The sequence below is a fragment of the Afipia sp. MLSD5-FHT05B12 genome (assembly GCF_058793355.1).
On sequence record NZ_JBXAFS010000019.1, the window covers coordinates 26633 to 43728 of the forward strand.

18 protein-coding genes are annotated in these 17096 nt (G+C 62.4%); 3 read left to right on the forward strand and 15 right to left on the reverse strand.

Annotated features, from left to right (window positions below):
- Positions 1-36: 36 nt before the first annotated feature.
- Positions 37-279: a PilZ domain-containing protein gene (locus AC1Q6J_RS19305; RefSeq protein ID WP_492280798.1), complete on the forward strand. Its 243-nt coding sequence runs from the start codon at positions 37-39 to the stop codon at positions 277-279.
- Positions 280-293: 14 nt separating this feature from the next.
- Here the strand turns inward: AC1Q6J_RS19305 and AC1Q6J_RS19310 are convergent, their stop codons facing one another.
- Entirely contained in the window at positions 294-908 is a 615-nt protein-coding gene (locus tag AC1Q6J_RS19310) for a LysE family translocator (protein WP_492280799.1), read from the reverse strand.
- A 40-nt stretch (positions 909-948) separates the two neighbouring features.
- Positions 949-1692 carry a CBS domain-containing protein gene (locus AC1Q6J_RS19315; protein WP_492280800.1) on the reverse strand — a complete coding sequence of 248 codons (744 nt, stop codon included), beginning with the start codon at positions 1690-1692 and terminating at the stop codon, positions 949-951.
- Positions 1693-1824: 132 nt separating this feature from the next.
- On the opposite strand from AC1Q6J_RS19315, the gene AC1Q6J_RS19320 reads away from it, so the two are divergent.
- A complete protein-coding gene (locus AC1Q6J_RS19320; protein WP_492280801.1) occupies positions 1825-2706 on the forward strand; it encodes a universal stress protein in 882 nt (293 codons plus the stop codon).
- A 67-nt stretch (positions 2707-2773) separates the two neighbouring features.
- On the opposite strand, the gene AC1Q6J_RS19325 is transcribed toward AC1Q6J_RS19320, so the two are convergent.
- From AC1Q6J_RS19325 to AC1Q6J_RS19385, 13 genes are all read right to left on the reverse strand, one after another.
- A complete protein-coding gene (locus AC1Q6J_RS19325) occupies positions 2774-3217 on the reverse strand; it encodes a PTS sugar transporter subunit IIA (RefSeq protein ID WP_492280802.1) in 444 nt (147 codons plus the stop codon).
- A 48-nt stretch (positions 3218-3265) separates the two neighbouring features.
- Entirely contained in the window at positions 3266-3955 is a 690-nt protein-coding gene (locus tag AC1Q6J_RS19330) for a response regulator transcription factor (protein WP_492280803.1), read from the reverse strand.
- Entirely contained in the window at positions 3952-6669 is a 2718-nt protein-coding gene (locus AC1Q6J_RS19335; protein ID WP_492280804.1) for a DUF4118 domain-containing protein, read from the reverse strand. Before AC1Q6J_RS19335 ends, AC1Q6J_RS19330 begins: the two co-directional genes overlap by 4 nt.
- 95 nt (positions 6670-6764) lie before the next feature.
- Positions 6765-7367, reverse strand: coding sequence for a K(+)-transporting ATPase subunit C (locus AC1Q6J_RS19340; protein ID WP_492280805.1), 603 nt, complete (start codon positions 7365-7367; stop codon positions 6765-6767).
- Between the two features lie 68 nt (positions 7368-7435).
- Complete coding sequence (gene kdpB / locus AC1Q6J_RS19345; RefSeq protein WP_492280806.1) at positions 7436-9550, reverse strand: potassium-transporting ATPase subunit KdpB; 2115 nt, start codon at positions 9548-9550, stop codon at positions 7436-7438.
- Between the two features lie 24 nt (positions 9551-9574).
- A complete protein-coding gene (gene kdpA, locus AC1Q6J_RS19350; protein WP_492280807.1) occupies positions 9575-11278 on the reverse strand; it encodes a potassium-transporting ATPase subunit KdpA in 1704 nt (567 codons plus the stop codon).
- Positions 11279-11331: 53 nt separating this feature from the next.
- The gene (locus AC1Q6J_RS19355) at positions 11332-11421 is read right to left on the reverse strand and encodes a K(+)-transporting ATPase subunit F (protein ID WP_235101630.1); all 90 of its coding nucleotides are present in this window, start codon (positions 11419-11421) and stop codon (positions 11332-11334) included.
- Between the two features lie 242 nt (positions 11422-11663).
- Positions 11664-12107, reverse strand: coding sequence for a hypothetical protein (locus AC1Q6J_RS19360; RefSeq protein ID WP_492280808.1), 444 nt, complete (start codon positions 12105-12107; stop codon positions 11664-11666).
- Complete coding sequence (locus AC1Q6J_RS19365) at positions 12091-12732, reverse strand: dihydrodipicolinate synthase family protein (RefSeq protein ID WP_492280809.1); 642 nt, start codon at positions 12730-12732, stop codon at positions 12091-12093. Before AC1Q6J_RS19365 ends, AC1Q6J_RS19360 begins: the two co-directional genes overlap by 17 nt.
- A gap of 223 nt (positions 12733-12955) precedes the next feature.
- On the reverse strand, positions 12956-13195 hold the full coding sequence (locus AC1Q6J_RS19370; RefSeq protein WP_492280810.1) for a hypothetical protein: 240 nt from the start codon (positions 13193-13195) through the stop codon (positions 12956-12958).
- Between the two features lie 77 nt (positions 13196-13272).
- Positions 13273-13746, reverse strand: coding sequence for a hypothetical protein (locus AC1Q6J_RS19375; protein WP_492280811.1), 474 nt, complete (start codon positions 13744-13746; stop codon positions 13273-13275).
- A gap of 199 nt (positions 13747-13945) precedes the next feature.
- Entirely contained in the window at positions 13946-15838 is a 1893-nt protein-coding gene (locus tag AC1Q6J_RS19380; RefSeq protein ID WP_492280812.1) for a GGDEF domain-containing protein, read from the reverse strand.
- A 287-nt stretch (positions 15839-16125) separates the two neighbouring features.
- Entirely contained in the window at positions 16126-16383 is a 258-nt protein-coding gene (locus AC1Q6J_RS19385; RefSeq protein ID WP_492280813.1) for a DUF3551 domain-containing protein, read from the reverse strand.
- A 179-nt stretch (positions 16384-16562) separates the two neighbouring features.
- Between AC1Q6J_RS19385 and AC1Q6J_RS19390 the strand changes: the two genes are divergently transcribed.
- A complete protein-coding gene (locus AC1Q6J_RS19390) occupies positions 16563-17048 on the forward strand; it encodes an anthrone oxygenase family protein (RefSeq protein WP_492280814.1) in 486 nt (161 codons plus the stop codon).
- Positions 17049-17096 lie beyond the last annotated feature (48 nt).

Genomic DNA, 17096 nt, shown 5'->3' on the forward strand with positions numbered 1-17096 from the left:
GTAAACTGAGACGGATTCGCGGATCGCAAGCCCGCCATGAAAGAGATGCGCGCTGCCATCAGACGCAAGGTTCACAAGGCAGGATCGATCGTCGTCGGCGATTGCTCTGTGACCTGCACCGTTCACAATCTGTCGGCGGCCGGCGCCGCGCTCAGCGTCAGACATTCGTCGGCCCTGCCCGACGCGTTTGTTCTGATTCTTGAAATGGAACAGCGGCAGCGTCCGTGCCAGGTCGTCTGGCGGCGGGGGAACCGGATCGGCGTGACCTTCGGGCGCTGACGATCTTCTCGCGGCTAGCCGGCGATGGCCGCCCAAGCCAGCCAGACCGCCATCAGCGCCAGTATCGCCGAAAGCGTTCGCCGGACGATGCCGCGCTTACGGTCATCGGCGATCCATCGGCCCGATTGATCCGCCGCGATCACGATCGCCAAATGCACCATTGAAGCCACAGCAACGGCGACCGTGCCGAGTATCGCCAGTTGAACGGCGACAGATCGCGTGCTGGCCGGATCGATGAAGCCCGGCACGACCGACAGAAAGAACAGGATCGACTTCGGATTAAAGACGTTCGAGAGAAATCCCCGCCAGAAAAGAGAGCCTGCAACGGATGGAACAAGCGGCCCCTTGGACAAGGTGTCTGGCGCTGACTGCCAGCCTTCCCAGGCCAGAAAGAGAAGATAGGCAATGCCGGCCCATCGAAGCAGTTCATACAGGACCGGATAGCTCTGAATAACGGCTCCCGCACCGACGGCCACAAGAACGGCATGGGTGGCGAGGCCAAATGCTATTCCCGCGGCCGCGATAAGACCGGCGACGCGGCCGCGCGCGAGCGACAATGCTGCGAGATAAGCCATGTTTGGCCCAGGCGTCAGTTCCAGCAGAAATACCGTGAGGGCGAATTTGAGCAAGGGACTGACCGCGAACTAGGCCTTACGGCATCGGATCCATTTACGATGCCTTCGCCTGCATGGATGGATTCTCCATATCCCCCTCCGGCGACAGAAGATAGACGCCGGACATCGGATCGACCCACGCCAGGTGATCGTGGACCTGTTCGACACCCGGAACATTTTCCGTCGCCACGATGATCGCCTGACGAACGTGTTCGTCGGTTATGACACCACACAGATCGACGACACCGTTCCGGACGATCGCGTTGATCCCGATCGGGGCCCAATGGTGTTCCTCGATGGTCGCAAGAATCCGGTTGCGGAGATTGGTATCATCCGGCGTCGCATCTGGCAGATCGCGCGACAGGCTCGAAACAGCCTGCACAAAGTTCTGCCGGCTGACCATACCGACGATCTTGTTCCCGCGCAGGATGGGCACGCGCTTGATGTTATGTTTTTCCATGAGCAGAACGATATCGGCCAGCGGAGTCTCTTCAGACGCGGTGTAGAGATTCTGCGTCATAACTTCGCGAACCTTGCGGCCTGCTGTCTTCACATAGTCCTCGGCCATGCGGCCAGGACCCAGGATGAATTCAAGCCAGCGCGGCCTCTTCCGCTGGGTATCAAGCTCCTCCCTGCGAAGGAAATCCCTTTCTGTCACGATGCCGACAAGATCGCCCTTTGCGTCAACGACGGGCAGGCCGCTGAAGTGGTTGGCGAGCATGAGCCGGGCGGCTTCGGCGAGCGTCGCATCGGGGCCAACTGTAATGACATGATGGGTCATGATGTGATGGGCCTTCATTCGCTCCTCCTTGAGGCTCGGCGCCAAGAATTGGCTATCTGAAAGACTATTCTCCCTGGAAGCGGCGCCTCTGATCCAGATCAAGACGGCCCGCCGCCCTCCCCGCATCATGTGCGAAAGGGAGAATCCGCAATGGCCATTCGCGATGTCTTTTTTCCGCTCCTCAACTACCCGGAGCCTACCGACGCCGCCGCTATCGACGCAGTCGTGGATCTGGCGGAGAGCCTGTCGAAGCCTTGCGATATTGCCCGGCCTCATCGGCAAATTCGCACGCGCATCTCAGCCCTCGTTCTGGAAACGGAGATCGAACCGGGATTGTACTTCGAGGGCGCTCACATCGGAGAATTCCTCGAAACCGAGGCGAGGAAAAGCGAAACGAATGCCCGGGACCTCGCGAACACCTTCCGGGAAATCACGATGGACCGCTCTGTTCTGACGAAATGCAGAATCGAGAAGCGAAACCCTTATGAAGGCGTCCGTCTGCTGGTGGAGGAAGCCCGCCTTCATCATATGACCGTTCTCCCGGTTCGCCGCGATGACGGCCACCATCAGGACATCGCGGAACGTCTGATTTTCGATACCGGCCGCCCGGTGCTGATCTTTCCAGAACGTCCGGTGCGTCCTCTGGCGACATCCTTTGCGAACGTCGCGGTCGCGTGGGATGGCAGCCGGCCCGCGGCCCGTGCCGTCGGCGACGCCATGCCATTTCTGCGCCGCGCATCTCATGTCAGGATCTTCTCGGCAACGGACGACAAGCCAATGCAGTCAGCGGCACGCGGGCGCGAGATCGCACAACAGCTGACCTCGGAAGGCGTCGACGCCATTTACGAGGACGTGAAGAAGACCGACCGGCACACCATCGGCAGCTTCATCGAGAACTATGTTGCCGATCACAACATCGATCTTCTGGTCATGGGTGCCTACGGGCACTCGAAGCTGCGCGAATTCATTCTCGGCGGCGCGACGCGCTCCGTCCTGATGAACCCGCCGGGCTGGATCATGCTGTCGCACTAGTCCCGCCTGTTGGGGGCTCGCCCCTCAGCCGTCTTCGCCCGCCGGGCGCGCATCGCACGACGCGGCGCTATCCGGTCATGACCGCAAAAATGTCGGACGCCTGTTTAGCGCGCCGCATCCGTTCAAGGATGCCGGCTGTCTTCAATGTCCGTGCGACGAGCGCCAGCGCGGTCAGTTGATCGGCCTCCGGTGGAGCCGGAGGCAGCAGCAGAAACACCAGATCGACCGGCTGCCCGTCGATCGCATCGAAATCAACCGCCGGTTTCAGCCGCGCCACCAGACCGTATGGCCGCTTCACCATCGGCAACCGCGCATGCGGTATCGCAACGCCGCTGCCCATCCCGGTCGATCCGAGCTGTTCGCGCTTTTGAAGCTCGGACGCGACATAGTCCGCCTGCAAGCCGAGGCCTGCGGCCGCCTTGCGCGCCAGTTCTTGCAGCAGTTGCTCCTTGTTTGGCACCCGCAAATCGAGCGCGATATCGGAGGGAGCAAGAAAGTCGGAAATCTTCATGAGTGATCCAGAACCGCGCATCGTGCGATTTTTAACGGAGGAATGACATCAATCCGGCGCGCGCAGCCGGTAGCCGATGCCCGTCTCGGTCAGAATGTATTGCGGCCGCTCCGCATCGCCTTCGATCTTCTGCCGCAGCTGCCGCACATAGACGCGCAGATACTGCGCATCGGTCAGTTCATCCCACAACTCGTGCAGGAGAAACTTGTGGGTGAGTACCTTGCCCGCGTGCTGAACCAGCACACGCAACAGATCATACTCTTTCGGTGACAGCCTGATGTCCCTGTCGCCAACCTTGACGATCCGCCTTACCAGATCGACCGACAAATCGCCGGTGCGGAAAACCGGACGTTCACCATGAACTTGCAGCTGATGACGCAGCGCCGCCCTGATGCGCGCGAGCAGTTCATCCATGCCGAACGGCTTGGTGATATAATCGTCGGCGCCGAGATCGAGCGCCTGAACCTTGCCGGTTTCGTCGCCCCGGCTGGACAGGACGACAATCGGCACGCTTTCGTCGCGCGCACGGATCATGCGCAGGAGGTCATGCCCCTGAATGTCGGGCAGGCCGAGATCGAGGATCACGAGATCAGGCCTGTTGTCCAGAAGCGCGAGTGCTGCCTTGCCGTTGGGCGCATCGAAAATCTCATAGCCTTGCGTGCCCAGACCCATCCGCAACAGCTTGCGGATCGGCGGCTCGTCGTCGATCACCAGAATCCTGAGCGGAGCGGGGCTCATGCGGCGATATCCAGCGTTTCAGTGATTTTCGGAATCGGCAGCCGGATCGTCAGAACAGCACCTGTGCGATCCGACCGGTTCGCAGCCGAGATGGTGCCATGCATGGCCTCCACAAATCCGCGCGAGATGGCAAGCCCGAGGCCGGTGCCCGGCCGGACGTGATCGCCCTTCTGCACGCGGTAGAACTTGTCGAAGATCGTCTCCAGTTCGTCCGGCGGAATGCCATCGCCCTCGTCCAGGATCTGAAGACAAACGGAATCGGTTTCCCGCCAGCTTTGAATCCGGATCAGGCTGCCGGCAGGCGCATACTTCGCCGCATTATCCAGCAGGTTGAACAGCACCTGTTCGAACAGCACGGCGTCGAGATCGAGCATCGGCAGATCGGCTTGCAATTCCAGATCGACGCGGTGCCGGATCAAAATCTTGCTGGCCCGCCGCAGTGCGCTGCCGACGACCTCGCCAAGATCGTGCGGCGCCGAATTCGGCACGATCGCGCCGGATTCAAGCTTGGTCATGTCGAGCAGATTGGCGATGAAGCGGTTGAGGCGTTCGGATTCATCGATGATCGTCGCGAGCAGGTCGCCCTTCTCCGTGTCGGTCAACTGGCCGGACAGATCGCGCAGGGTGCTCGCGGACCCGAGCACCGAGGCCAGCGGCGTCTTCAGATCGTGCGAGATCGAGGTCAGCAATGCCGACCGCAGCCGGTCGGTCTCCACCACACGCTTGACGTGATCGATATCTTCCACGAGCCGCACGCGCTCGATCGCAAGAGCGCCCTGATCCATCAGGGCATCCAGCAGCCGGGTCTGGTCCGGCGTAAGGATCGGACCCGAGCGGTCATCATCGATGCCGATGACGCCGATCGGCCCGCGCCCGGTGCGCATCGGGAGAAACAGCCGCTTGGCGCCAGGCAGGGTATCGGAGCCGCGCCCTGCCGGGCGATCGTTGCTCCACGCCCAGTTGGCGGCCGCCAGATCAGCCTGATCGAGTTCATCTTCCGGCGGGTATCCCGCCTTGACCGTGATGAGGCCGTGCTCGGGCAGCAGCAACACAACGCGCACCTTCAGCATCAGCGCAGTCTGGTACGCCGTCGCCCACAACACGTCGTCCAGCGTCGCCGTTCCGGCCAGCTTGCGGCTGAACGAATAGAGATACTCGGTCGTGCGCGCTCTGGCCGTCGCCATCACGGCCTGGGTCCGGACCCGCGCCGCGACGTTGGAAACGACAATCGCGATCAGCATGAAGAAGAAAAACGCCGCGACGTTGGTTGGATCGGTGATGGTGAACGTATAGACCGGCGGCAGAAAGAAGAAATTGTAACACAGCGACGCCGCGATACTGGCGACCAGCGACGGGAACAGACCGAACCGGACCGCCACGGCGACAACGACGGTCAGGAACACAAGATCGACGTTCTCGACGCCGAGAAACGGAAAGATCAGTTTGCTGATGCCGAGCGCGAGCGCGACGAGCGAGAGCGCCACCACATACGGCAGCGGATCGGCGGCTTCGGCGCGCTCCGCCGTCCGCACGCCCTTGCCTGCGAATGTCTCCGGATCGAGCTTGTCGCCGGCAATGACATGGATACTGATATTTCCGGCGCGCCGCACCAGATCGTGGACAACCGAACCGCGCACCAGTTCAAACCACCAGGAACGGCTCGCCTTCCCGATCACGATCTGGGTGACGTTGTTGGCACGCGCAAAGGTGAGGATGTCGTCGGCAATGCGGCGTTCGACGGCGGGAATCGTCAGGGCGTCGGCTCCCAGCGCCTCAGCGAGCCGCAGCGTGGTTGCAATCCGGTCGCGCTCGGCATCGCTCAACTGCAAGCTTCGCCGGGTTTCGATGCAGATGGCTGTCCAGGGCGCGTGCAGCCGGTCCGCGAGGCGCTTGGTATGGCGGATCAGGCCGGCGGCGCGCGGATCTTCGCTGACGCAAACCAGAATTCGTTCGCCCGCGGCCCAGGGTCCCGGAATGGCGTTGGCCTGCATGTGATTGAGCAGTTGCTCATCGACACGCTCGGCGGTTCGCCGCAGCGCCAGCTCGCGCAGCGCGGTCAGATTGCCCGGCGAAAAGTAATGTTCAAGCGCGCGCTCCGCCTGCTTGGGAACGTAGACCTTGCCTTCCTTGAGGCGCTGGATCAGATCGCCCGGCGTCAGGTCGACCAGTTCGATCTCGTCGGCACGGTCGATGATGGAATCGGGCACTGTCTCGCGCACGCGCACGCGCGTGATCTGCGCGACAACGTCGTTCAGGCTCTCGATGTGCTGGATATTGACGGCGGCATAAACATCGATGCCGTTGTCCAGCAGTTCCTCGACATCCATGTAGCGCTTCGGGTGACGGCTGCCGGGCGCATTGGTGTGCGCGAGTTCGTCGACGACGGCGATCTTCGGCCGCCGGGCCAGCAATCCATCGAGATCCATCTCGTCAAGGGTCTGGCCCTTGTAGGCCAGACCCTTGCGCGGAAGGATTTCAAGCCCGTGCAGCAGCGCCTGCGTTTCCAGCCGGCCATGGGTCTCGACAACGCCGACCACCACATCCACGCCGGCTTTCACCTTGGCATGCGCGCTTTGCAGCATCTCATAGGTCTTGCCGACGCCGGGAGCGGCACCGAGAAAAATCTTGAGACGGCCGCCGCCGTTTTCACGGCGGGCCGCTTCAAGCAGCGCTTCCGGCGAGGGCCGTTGTTCAGTGTCGCGGATGATTGCCATCTGGCATTCAGGTCCTCACGGATTAAGAACTAGTAGTCCGATTCTGACATTCGCATCACAGAAGGAAGCGAACTTCGGATTCAGGACGCTGGATGCTACTTCGCCGCGCGATCCAGCGCCAGATTGAGCGCCAGCACATTCACGCGTGGTTCGCCGAGCAGCCCTGCGAACCGGCCTTCCACATTGTCGTTAACCAGTTTGCGAACGGCGTCTTCCGGCAGCTTGCGCGACTTCGCCACCCGCGGGACCTGAAACAGCGCGGCCTCCGGCGAAATGTGGGGATCGAGACCGCTGGCCGTGGACATCACCAGATCCGCCGGGACCGGCGTCGCGGGATTCTCGGCCTTCAGCCTAGCGACGTCCTCGCTTATGCGATCGCTCAGCGCCTTACTGGTCGGACCGAGGTTCGAGCCGGAAGAATTCGCCGCGTTGTACGGCGCAGGCACAGTCTTGGTCGCGTCATTTGGATCGGCCGCCGTCGTTACCGACGGACGGCCATGAAAATACCTGTCGTCCTTGAACTCCTGACCGATCAGGGCCGATCCGATTGTCTTTCCGTCCTTCTCGATCAGGCTGCCCTGCGCCTGATACGGAAAGACCGTGCCGGCAATGCCGGTGATGGCGAGTGGATAGGCCAGGCCGGTGATGAGCGTAAGACCGATGAGAATGAAGAATGCGGGGCGGATTTCTTTCAACATTGTGTGTCTCCATTGTGCTTGCGCATGATCTTTTCCGAAAACCGGTGTCCACGTTCCGGGACCACGCGTCAGGCCAGGTGCAGGGCGGTCACGATCAGGTCGATCGCCTTGATGCCGATAAACGGAATGATGATGCCGCCGGCGCCGTAGATCAGCAGGTTGCGGCTCAGCAGCGCGCCGGCTCCGATCGGCCTGTAGGCAACGCCTTTCAGCGCCAGCGGAATCAGCGCGATGATGATGATCGCATTGAAAATGATCGCCGACAGGATCGCGCTTTGCGGGCTCGACAGGTTCATGATGTTGAGCGCCTGCAACTGCGGATAAAACGCGAGGAAAATCGCCGGGATGATGGCGAAGTATTTCGCCACGTCGTTGGCAATCGAGAACGTGGTCAGCGCGCCGCGCGTCATCAGCAGTTGCTTGCCGATTTCCACCACCTCGATCAGCTTGGTCGGGTTCGAGTCGAGATCGACCATGTTACCGGCCTCGCGGGCCGCCTGCGTTCCCGTGTTCATCGCCACGCCGACGTCGGCCTGCGCCAGGGCCGGCGCGTCGTTGGTGCCGTCGCCGCACATGGCGACCAGCTTGCCCCTGGCCTGCTCGTCGCGGATGAGCTTCAGCTTGTCCTCGGGTGTGGCCTGGGCGAGAAAATCATCCACGCCCGCTTCGGCGGCGATGGCCGCCGCGGTCATCGGGTTGTCGCCGGTAATCATCACGGTGCGGATGCCCATGCGGCGCAGTTCGGCAAAGCGCTCGCGGATGCCGCCCTTGACGATGTCCTTGAGGTGAATCACGCCAAGCAGCCTGCCGTCCCGCGCGACGGCCAGCGGCGTGCCGCCCGCTTTCGCGATCTCATCGGCAATCGTCTGGATTTCCCGGACGGTGTCCGCGTCTCTCGCCGGAGACATCGCACGAGCCGTGCCGCCTGAGGCAACCGCCGCGCGCGGACCACCGTTGACATAGTTCATGATCGCATCGACCGCGCCCTTGCGCACGGACGAGCCGCCGGCATCGACGCCGCTCATGCGGGTCTGCGCCGTGAACGGAACGAAGGTCGCGCCAAGCTCGCCCATGTCGCGGCCACGAATGCCGTACTTGTCCTTGGCAAGAACAACGATGGAGCGGCCTTCCGGCGTCTCGTCGGCCAGCGACGCCAGTTGGGCAGCATCCGCAAGCTCCTGCTCGGTCACGCCATGCACGGGACGGAATGCCGTCGCCTGGCGATTGCCGAGGGTGATGGTCCCGGTCTTGTCCAGCAGCAGCGTATCGACGTCGCCCGCCGCCTCGACCGCACGACCCGACATCGCCAGCACGTTGAAACGCACCAGGCGATCCATGCCGGCAATGCCGATGGCGGACAGAAGCGCGCCGATGGTGGTCGGGATCAATGTGACGAACAACGCCACCAGCACGATCACCGACACCGATCCACCGGCATAGGCGGCATAGCTCGGGATCGTGACCGTCGCGAACACGAAGATAATGGACAGACCCGCGAGCAGGATGTTGAGCGCAATTTCGTTGGGCGTCTTCTGGCGCTCGGCGCCCTCGACCAGCTTGATCATGCGGTCGATGAAGGTCGAGCCCTGCGCCGCGGTGATGCGCACGCGAATCCAGTCGGACAGAACCTGCGTGCCGCCGGTCACCGCCGAACGATCGCCGCCGGACTCGCGGATCACCGGCGCGGACTCGCCTGTGATCGCCGCCTCGTTGACAGAGGCGACACCTTCGATGACCTCGCCGTCGGAAGGAATATTGTCGCCCGCCTCCACCAGCACGATGTCGCCGACCTTCAGACTGGTGCCGGACACCATCTTGTAGGTCTTGCTGTCGCCGGTCAGCAGCTTGGCCTGGCTTTCGGTGCGGGTCTTCTTGAGAGACTCGGCCTGAGCCTTGCCGCGGCCCTCCGCGACCGCTTCCGCGAAGTTGGCGAACAGCACCGTGAACCAGAGCCACAGGATGATCTGGAAAGTGAAGCCGATATCCTCGCCGCCGGTGAGCAGCGCACGCAGGAAGATAACCGTGGTCAGCGCGGCGACGACTTCCACCACGAACATCACCGGATTGCGGACCATCGCCCTCGGATCGAGTTTGACAAAGGCCGAGCCGATCGCGGGAAGAACGATCTTCGGATCGAGCATCGCCGATCCCGCTGTCCGCTTTTGCAGTTTTAATGTTTCCATGATTGTCACTCCAAAAGGGATCGATCAGAACAGGGTGTTCGCGGTCATCGCCAGATGCTCGACGATCGGCCCGAGCGCGAGCGCCGGGAAGAATGTCAGACCGCCGACAATGAGGATCACGCCCACAACGAGGCCGACGAACAGACCGCCTGTGGTCGGCAGCGTGCCGGCGGACGGCGGGATCGACTTCTTCTGTGCAAGAGATCCCGCCAGAGCCATCGCCGGCACGATCATGAAGAAGCGGCCGACCAGCATCGAGCACGCCAGCGTCAGATTGTAGAACAGCGTGTTGCCGGTGAGGCCGCCGAACGCCGATCCGTTGTTGCCGGTCGCGGACGTGAAGGCGTAGAGCACCTCGGTGAAGCCGTGCGGCCCCGCATTGGCCATCGAGGCGACGGCCGACGGCAGCACGACGGCGACCGCGGTCCAGCCCAGATACATCAGCGGCAGGATCAGAATGGCGAGCATCGCCATCTTCACCTCACGCGCCTCGATCTTCTTGCCGACGTATTCCGGCGTGCGGCCGACCATCAGACCGGCGACGAAGATCGCCAGCACGACGAACAGCAGCATGCCATACAGACCCGCGCCGACGCCGCCGATGATCAGTTCGCCGAGTTGCATGTTGATCAGCGGGATCATGCCGCCGAGCGCGGTGAATGAGTCGTGCATGGCATTGACGGCGCCGCAGGACGCAGCGGTGGTGATCACCGCGAACAGCGACGATGCGACGATGCCGAAGCGGACTTCCTTGCCTTCCATGTTGCCGCCGGTGAGACCCAGCGCCTGCATGGCGGACGTCCCGGAAGCTTCTGCCCAATAGGTGACGGCGATGCCCGCGATAAAAAGCACGCCCATCGCGGCCAGGATGGCCCAGCCCTGACGCTGGTTGCCCACCATGCGGCCGAACACATTGGTCATCGCTGCGCCGATGACGAAGATCGAGAGCATCTGCACGAAGTTCGACAAAGCCGTCGGGTTCTCGAACGGATGCGAGGCATTGACGTTGAAGAAACCGCCGCCGTTGGTACCCAGCATCTTGATCGCGACCTGCGATGCGACCGGACCGACCGCGATGGTCTGCTTGGCGCCCTCGAGCGTGGTCGCATCGGTATAGGCACTGAGCGTCTGCGGCATGCCCTGCCAGACCAGAAACAGCGCATAGACAACACAGATCGGCAGCAGCACGTACAGCGTGGTGCGGGTGACATCGACCCAGAAATTTCCGACGGTGCGCGCGGACGAGCGCGCAAACCCGCGGATCAGCGCCACGGCGATCGCGATGCCCGTCGCGGCGGACAGAAAGTTCTGGTGGGTCAGGCCAAGCATCTGGGTCAGATACGACAGCGTGCTTTCGCCGCCGTAGTTCTGCCAGTTGGTATTGGTGATGAAGCTGACGGCGGTGTTGAACGACAGATCCGGCGCGACGGCGGACTGCTCCATCGGATTGAAGGGCAGCACAGCCTGGAAGCGCATCAGCGCGTAGAGAATCGCGAAGCCGCCGACGTGAAAGAACAGCATCGCGACCGTGTAGGTCAGCCAGTGCTGCTCGCGCTTTTCATCGACGCCGCTGATCCAGTAGAGCCCTGCTTCGACCGGGCGCAGGATCGGCGAGAGAAACGTGCGCTCGCCGTTGAAGACGCGCGTCATGTAGCCGCCGAGCGGCTTCGCCAGCGCGACGATGATCGCGCAGAACAGCAGAATTTGAATCCAGCCAATGACAGTCATGGTCGTGTGCTTTCGTGATTTTGCGCGCGGTGTTCGCTTTGAGAGACCTGTGTCTAGAACCGTTCAGGCCGCAGCAGCGCGTAGGTCAGGTAGAACAGCAATCCGGCGGAAACGATGCCGGCGAGTGCGTAGTCGAAGATCATGATCGTTCTCCCCTCAGAGCCTGTCGCAGGCGTAGACGTAACCCACCGACAACGCGAAAAAGCCCAGTCCGAGGGCCAGCATGATGACGTCCAACATTGAAATGCTCCTTGGCGGTGCGGTCCCGGGCGTGTCTCAGCGCATGTCCGAAGCGCAAGGACATCCCGCAGCTTCCGTGCCGGGATGGAATGGCATCTGCGCCATAGGGTTTCGAGATGGGCGGGAGCGCGACGTTATAGGAATCTCATAAAGACCCGACCCGCCGTGGTGACCGGGGCCGCGCCGGAAGCCCTTTCCACAGATCCCGCCGCCCCTTCGATCTGGCCGATTTGAGCCTTGCGCGCGGTTCCGGGCGATGATGCTCGAGGGCCGCGGCGAACGCCTGTTTCAGGCGGCCATTCTCCATCCGATCGAGATGACGCCGCAGGATGGCAGAACTGGCGGCATGATGCGGATTGGCGATTGCATTGCAAAACTCCGCGCTGGTCTTGCGGAAGAAACTGAAACCCGTCGATCGCGTAACCCGCCCGTCGACCTCCGCCGCGATCGCGTAAACCGCCAGTCTGTCGTTGTTGTCCGACGTGATCGCAAACCGCAACAGCGCCAGCAGCCAGGATTGCACAATCCTGGCGCGATACTCGCCGGTTTCCCGCCTTGCAGGCGAGCCGACATCAGTTGGGCAGCGCACACGCCACCCCATCGCAGACGACCTCCAAAGCCCGCGCAACCTCGGCCTTCGATGGAGCCGTCAATTCAACCAGCGGCAGCCGAAGACGAGGCGACATCAGGCCAAGCAGGCTGAGCGCATACTTGAGCGCGGCGGGATTAGCCTCCCGCAGCAAAGCGTCCGTCAATTGTCCCATCTGGAACGCGGAATGTCGCGCAGCCTGCAACTCGCCCTGCCTGCAGCTCAGATACAGTTGGTGGCAAAGGTCCGGCACAATGTTCGATGTGACCGAGATGCATCCGTCTCCTCCGTGGACCAGAAAGGCCGGCGCGGTTCTGTCGTCTCCCGACAGCAGCCGGAAATCCGGCCGAACCAGCGACCGCAAGCGGAGCGGACGCGCGACATCGCCGGTTGTATCTCTCACGCCAATAAACTGATCCGATTCAGCAAGGCGCGCGAGGGTATCATCCGCCAGCTCGCGGATCGTGCGGGATGGAACATCGTGCAGAACGATCGGCATGCGTGTCGAATCCGCGATTGCGCGGAAGTGGGCATGGATGCCCGCCTGCGTCGGCTTGTTGTAGTAAGGCACCACCGACAGCACTGCGTCGGCGCCATCCGCCTCCGCCCGCCTTGTCAGCTCCATGGCCTGGCTCGTTGAATTGGAACCCGCGCCGGCAATGACCGCCGCGCGGCCGCGCCCGCCGCGATTTGGCGCTCGCACAGTTGCCTGAACGCGGCCGAATCGATTTCGTCGTTGCCGTCGAAAGGCGTCGGCAGATCGGGGATGTAGCCAGCTAGCCAGGGAGCCGAATGATGCATCATGGAGACGTTTCTTCACATGCGGCTGAAACCGAGAGCGGGATTCTCTAGCGGTTGTGTGAGGAATGAGGCGTCCGGCCCATGTCGATCTCAAGTCCATTGGATGCGGCCACAACAGCCTCAAGCCGGCGACCGTTCTCGAACAGCGCATATCGAACCGCCTCGGCGCGGTTGATAAACAGACCGCCGAAAAGGCCGTTCTCTTCCTGGGCAACCCAGTTGCCGCGGCTGTTCTTGCCGACAAACACCAAACCCGAGCGACACAACGGAGGTTCAGTCTGCTTCACGATTCGTCTCCTGCGGAGAACCTGTCTGGGGTGATGAAGTTGGGGGTCCGCGAACGCCTTCAGGCCGCCGCCACGCTTTATGCGAAATTCTCGCAGCAAACCGGCCAGGACTGCCGCGATCGAATGCCGGAACCTGTCGCGGGTTGAGTGTCTTCGACAGTTTCGCCGTCACGTCTCTTGGCTTCGACAAACGCCTTCAGCAAGGCCAGCGGCAGTTCGGCGTGGCTGGTCTCCACCGCCCGGTCCAGCCATTCAGGAAGATCGCGCTGGAGCGAGAGCGCGCAATGCCATTCGCCTTCGTCGTACACAAGGCGGCGAAGTCTCCACCGCGGCAGCTCCGTCTCCATGAGCATCACGGCCGCATCGGTCCAGGCGCCGGCCTCTGTCAGTGTGCGCAGATGCGCCGCAGCGCGGCCCTGACCCGATGCCGGAAGGCGATCGCAGCATTCGGCGACAATCTCCGACACAAGACCGGCCGTTACCGCGCCGGTGGACTGCAAGCGATCCGCGATCCTGCCCAGCCGCGCAGCAGGTGTGAGATGGAATAACATGACGGGCTCCTCGGGTAGCGACCAAGCGTGGTCACGCCATCCAGATGAGCCAAACGTCATTGGAATTCGAGAGGGGAGCGGCGCCGCGAATATAGCAATCTCATAGGATTTGCCGGCGCGCGATATAGGCGGGCTGTCGACAGGCGGGCAGCCTTGATCTGCCGAGCCTCGCCATGGGACCCCCCGACGTGCGCTGCGCCTATAACGAACGCTTCGCCGCCGGCGCTCCTCCGGCAATCGTGAGTATCTGCGGCGAATTTTCGCGCGGGGCATTCAGACCGTCGCCTTGCGGCAGATCCGGCACCAGCGTCGGCTGCGGTGTCAGTGCGTGGCGGACGCAATTGCGGCCATCGGATTTCGCGCGGTAAAGCGCGGCATCGGCGGCTTCGACCAGCCTCCGCCACGCGAATTGACCCAGACTGCCCCTGGCGACGCCGAAGCTCGCCGTAACAGCAAGCACGGCGCCGTTGGACAAAGCGATCTCGTGCGTTTCCAGCGCGGCGCGAATCCGCCTTGCCAGCGCGTTCGCCTCGCTGAGATCGCCCCCTGGAATCAGGATGACGAACTCCTCGCCGCCGAAGCGGGCGAAGATGTCATTCTGGCCCAGCATCGGGCGCACCAGCCGCACGCTCTCTCTCAGGACACAATCGCCTTCGAGATGACCGTAGCGGTCGTTGATCGACTTGAAATGATCGATGTCCATGAGAATCAGGCAAGCGCCGTCCGCCATCACCTGGCTGCTGGTATGGCTTTCGCCGATCATGTCGAGTGCGCGGCGGTTCATCAGCCCGGTCAGGCCGTCGGTCTCCGCCTGCTGCTTGAGCTTCTTCGTCAGCGATGCACGCTCGGCCAGACTGTCGCGCAGGATCTCGATGGCGTCGAACAGCCGCCGCATCTCGGTGGCGTGATGATGCGGCTCGTGAAGGGGTACAGTGGGGCGATCTTCCGCCAGCACGATCACGGCTTCCCGCGCCCGCATCAGCGGACCGAACACAAAGCGCTGGGCTGCGACCAGCAGGCCGGCCAGAATGGCAAGAATGATCATCGTGATGGCGATCGTCACCGCGAGGGTCGCGAGCGCGCCGTTGCGAAGCTCGGTCAATCGCTCGATGGTGACGTCTAGAAAATCTCCGCGCAGGCGTTCGAGCGGCTTCAGGGTTTTGACGAAGCGGACGGTGAACTCGTCGGCCGTCAGGGAGTAGTTGCCTGATTTGCGGCCCTCCGCGATCAGCCCGTCGAGAATGCCCAGACCTTCGCCGAAAAACATCAGCTCCGCGTCGCCCAGATCAGACGCAAGACGCGGATCGCGGCTGCCGATGACCTTCTGATTTCCGGCCAGCTGCCACAACTCCTGAATACGGCCGCGCGTCCGGTTGCTGTCCACAAGATGCTTGAGCTGCAATGGCTGACTGACGGCGATCGGCGCCATGATCTGAGACGCGATCCTGCCGCCATATTCACGCAATTCTCCAAAGATCCGCCCGACCATGACGGGCGCGGCCAGTTCGGGATTCTGCGCCGTCAGATCGCCTGCTTTCCATATGACGACGGACTGAAAAATATCGACCACATCGAACATGTGCTCGATGACGGATTGCACGTCTTCGAGACGGCGGCGATCGCGCGGAATGGCCGCGACGCGGTCCACCTCCTGCCGGCCTTTCTGAAGCTGCGCCTTCGCGGGGGCGAGCAGTCCCGGCGGGACGCCGGCGCTCGTGGACAATTGATCGAGGATTGCGTCCGAGCGGGCACGAAATGCCGTGAGACGTTCGCGTAGCGCACCGTGCTCCGCCGCTGTGGCACCCAGCACGCTGTTCGACGGCCCGCGCTCGGCCGAAAGAAGATTGGCCGTATCGAGGATCAGCCGGAAACTTTCCAGCCCGCGAAGATTCTGCCGGGCATGGCGATAGTCGTCGAGCGATTGGCCGATCAAGCTGACGGCAAGGACCGCGGTGCAGACAAGCGCGATTCCGGTCCCGATCAGTAGCTTGCGGCGCAAGCTATGATCGCCGCCGCAGGGCATGCTGCGCGTGAACTGGAGTTTGATCCGTTGCAGAGCTGCTCCGAGATGACTGATGGACCGTAAGGTCATTGTTCTTGCTGGTCCTTCACAACGGCGCTTCTGCATCCGCCGTCATAAGCACATGCGGGAATTTCATTTGAGTAAAATGACACAGTTAAGATTGCGTCCAAAGCCGGCAACCCCCGCGACATCGATGGTGCGGGCGGGAAAGCCGCGCAAACACCGGCAATGGCGTCGCGTCTGCATGCCTGATTCAAGCGCGTTAGGGGAAAATTCAGCTTAAATGATCGCGCCGTGTATAACGGGTGAAATCATGATCCGCGCGTGTCGCTTGCGCGCGCACCGTCTTCGTCGCTTCAGGGACGAGGCGCACGGCGGGCGCGCGGCTGCTGACTGCCCTGCTCTGCCGGCGCAAGCCAGAAATTCCGCTGGCAGTAGGCGGCCGTGCCGGACACCGCGGCCAGACATTGCTCGTAAGTATCGTATCGGCAATCGCCCGGCCCAGCTTCACCCTTCCTGCAGAACGGATAATCGCGCGCGGCCGATAGCCCCGTGCCGAAAATCGAAAACGCCGCTAGCGCCGCCGCGGCCAGAATGATTTTCTGTCTGTTCATTGTTCGCAATCTCCAGCGCACCGACAAGCCTGCCCGGATCAAGCGTTCCTCCGGTGTCCCGGCCCGTCAAGGAACGAATGTGTGACCATGCGGCGAGGCAGGTCCTGCCTTGGCAGCCGCTCGAAAACGCAGCCATTATGCCCGCGGGACAAAGGCAACCGGCGTATGGAGGATCTGACATGACCCAATCGGTTACCACTACGCTGCTGTGGTTCTCCGCGATCGGCTGCGGCATGATGGCCGGGCTGTACTTTGCCTTCTCCGCCTTCATCATGACCGCGCTCGGCCGGATCCCGCAGGTACACGGCATTTCCGCCATGCAGGCAATCAACACCACGATCCTGCGATCGCTATTCATGCCGCTGTTCTGGGGAACGACATTGGCGGCGCTCGCACTCGCCGGACTGGCGCTGTTTCGTCTTGGCGAGACCGCCGCTACGGCCATGCTCACTGCGGGCATCCTTTATGTCGCGGGAATGTTCGTCTGCACGGTGACCTTCAACGTGCCGCTCAACAACGCGCTCGACGCCGCCGATCCGTCCGGCGCCGAGGCCGCCGCGGTGTGGGCGCGTTACCTGAAGGACTGGACCTTCTGGAACCATCTGCGGACGGTTGCCTCGGCCGCGGCCAGCGCATTGTTCGTGGTCGCACTTGTCGCACGCTGAAGGCGTTGACCGGGGCCGGGGGAACCCCTTGTATGATGACAGCTTGAA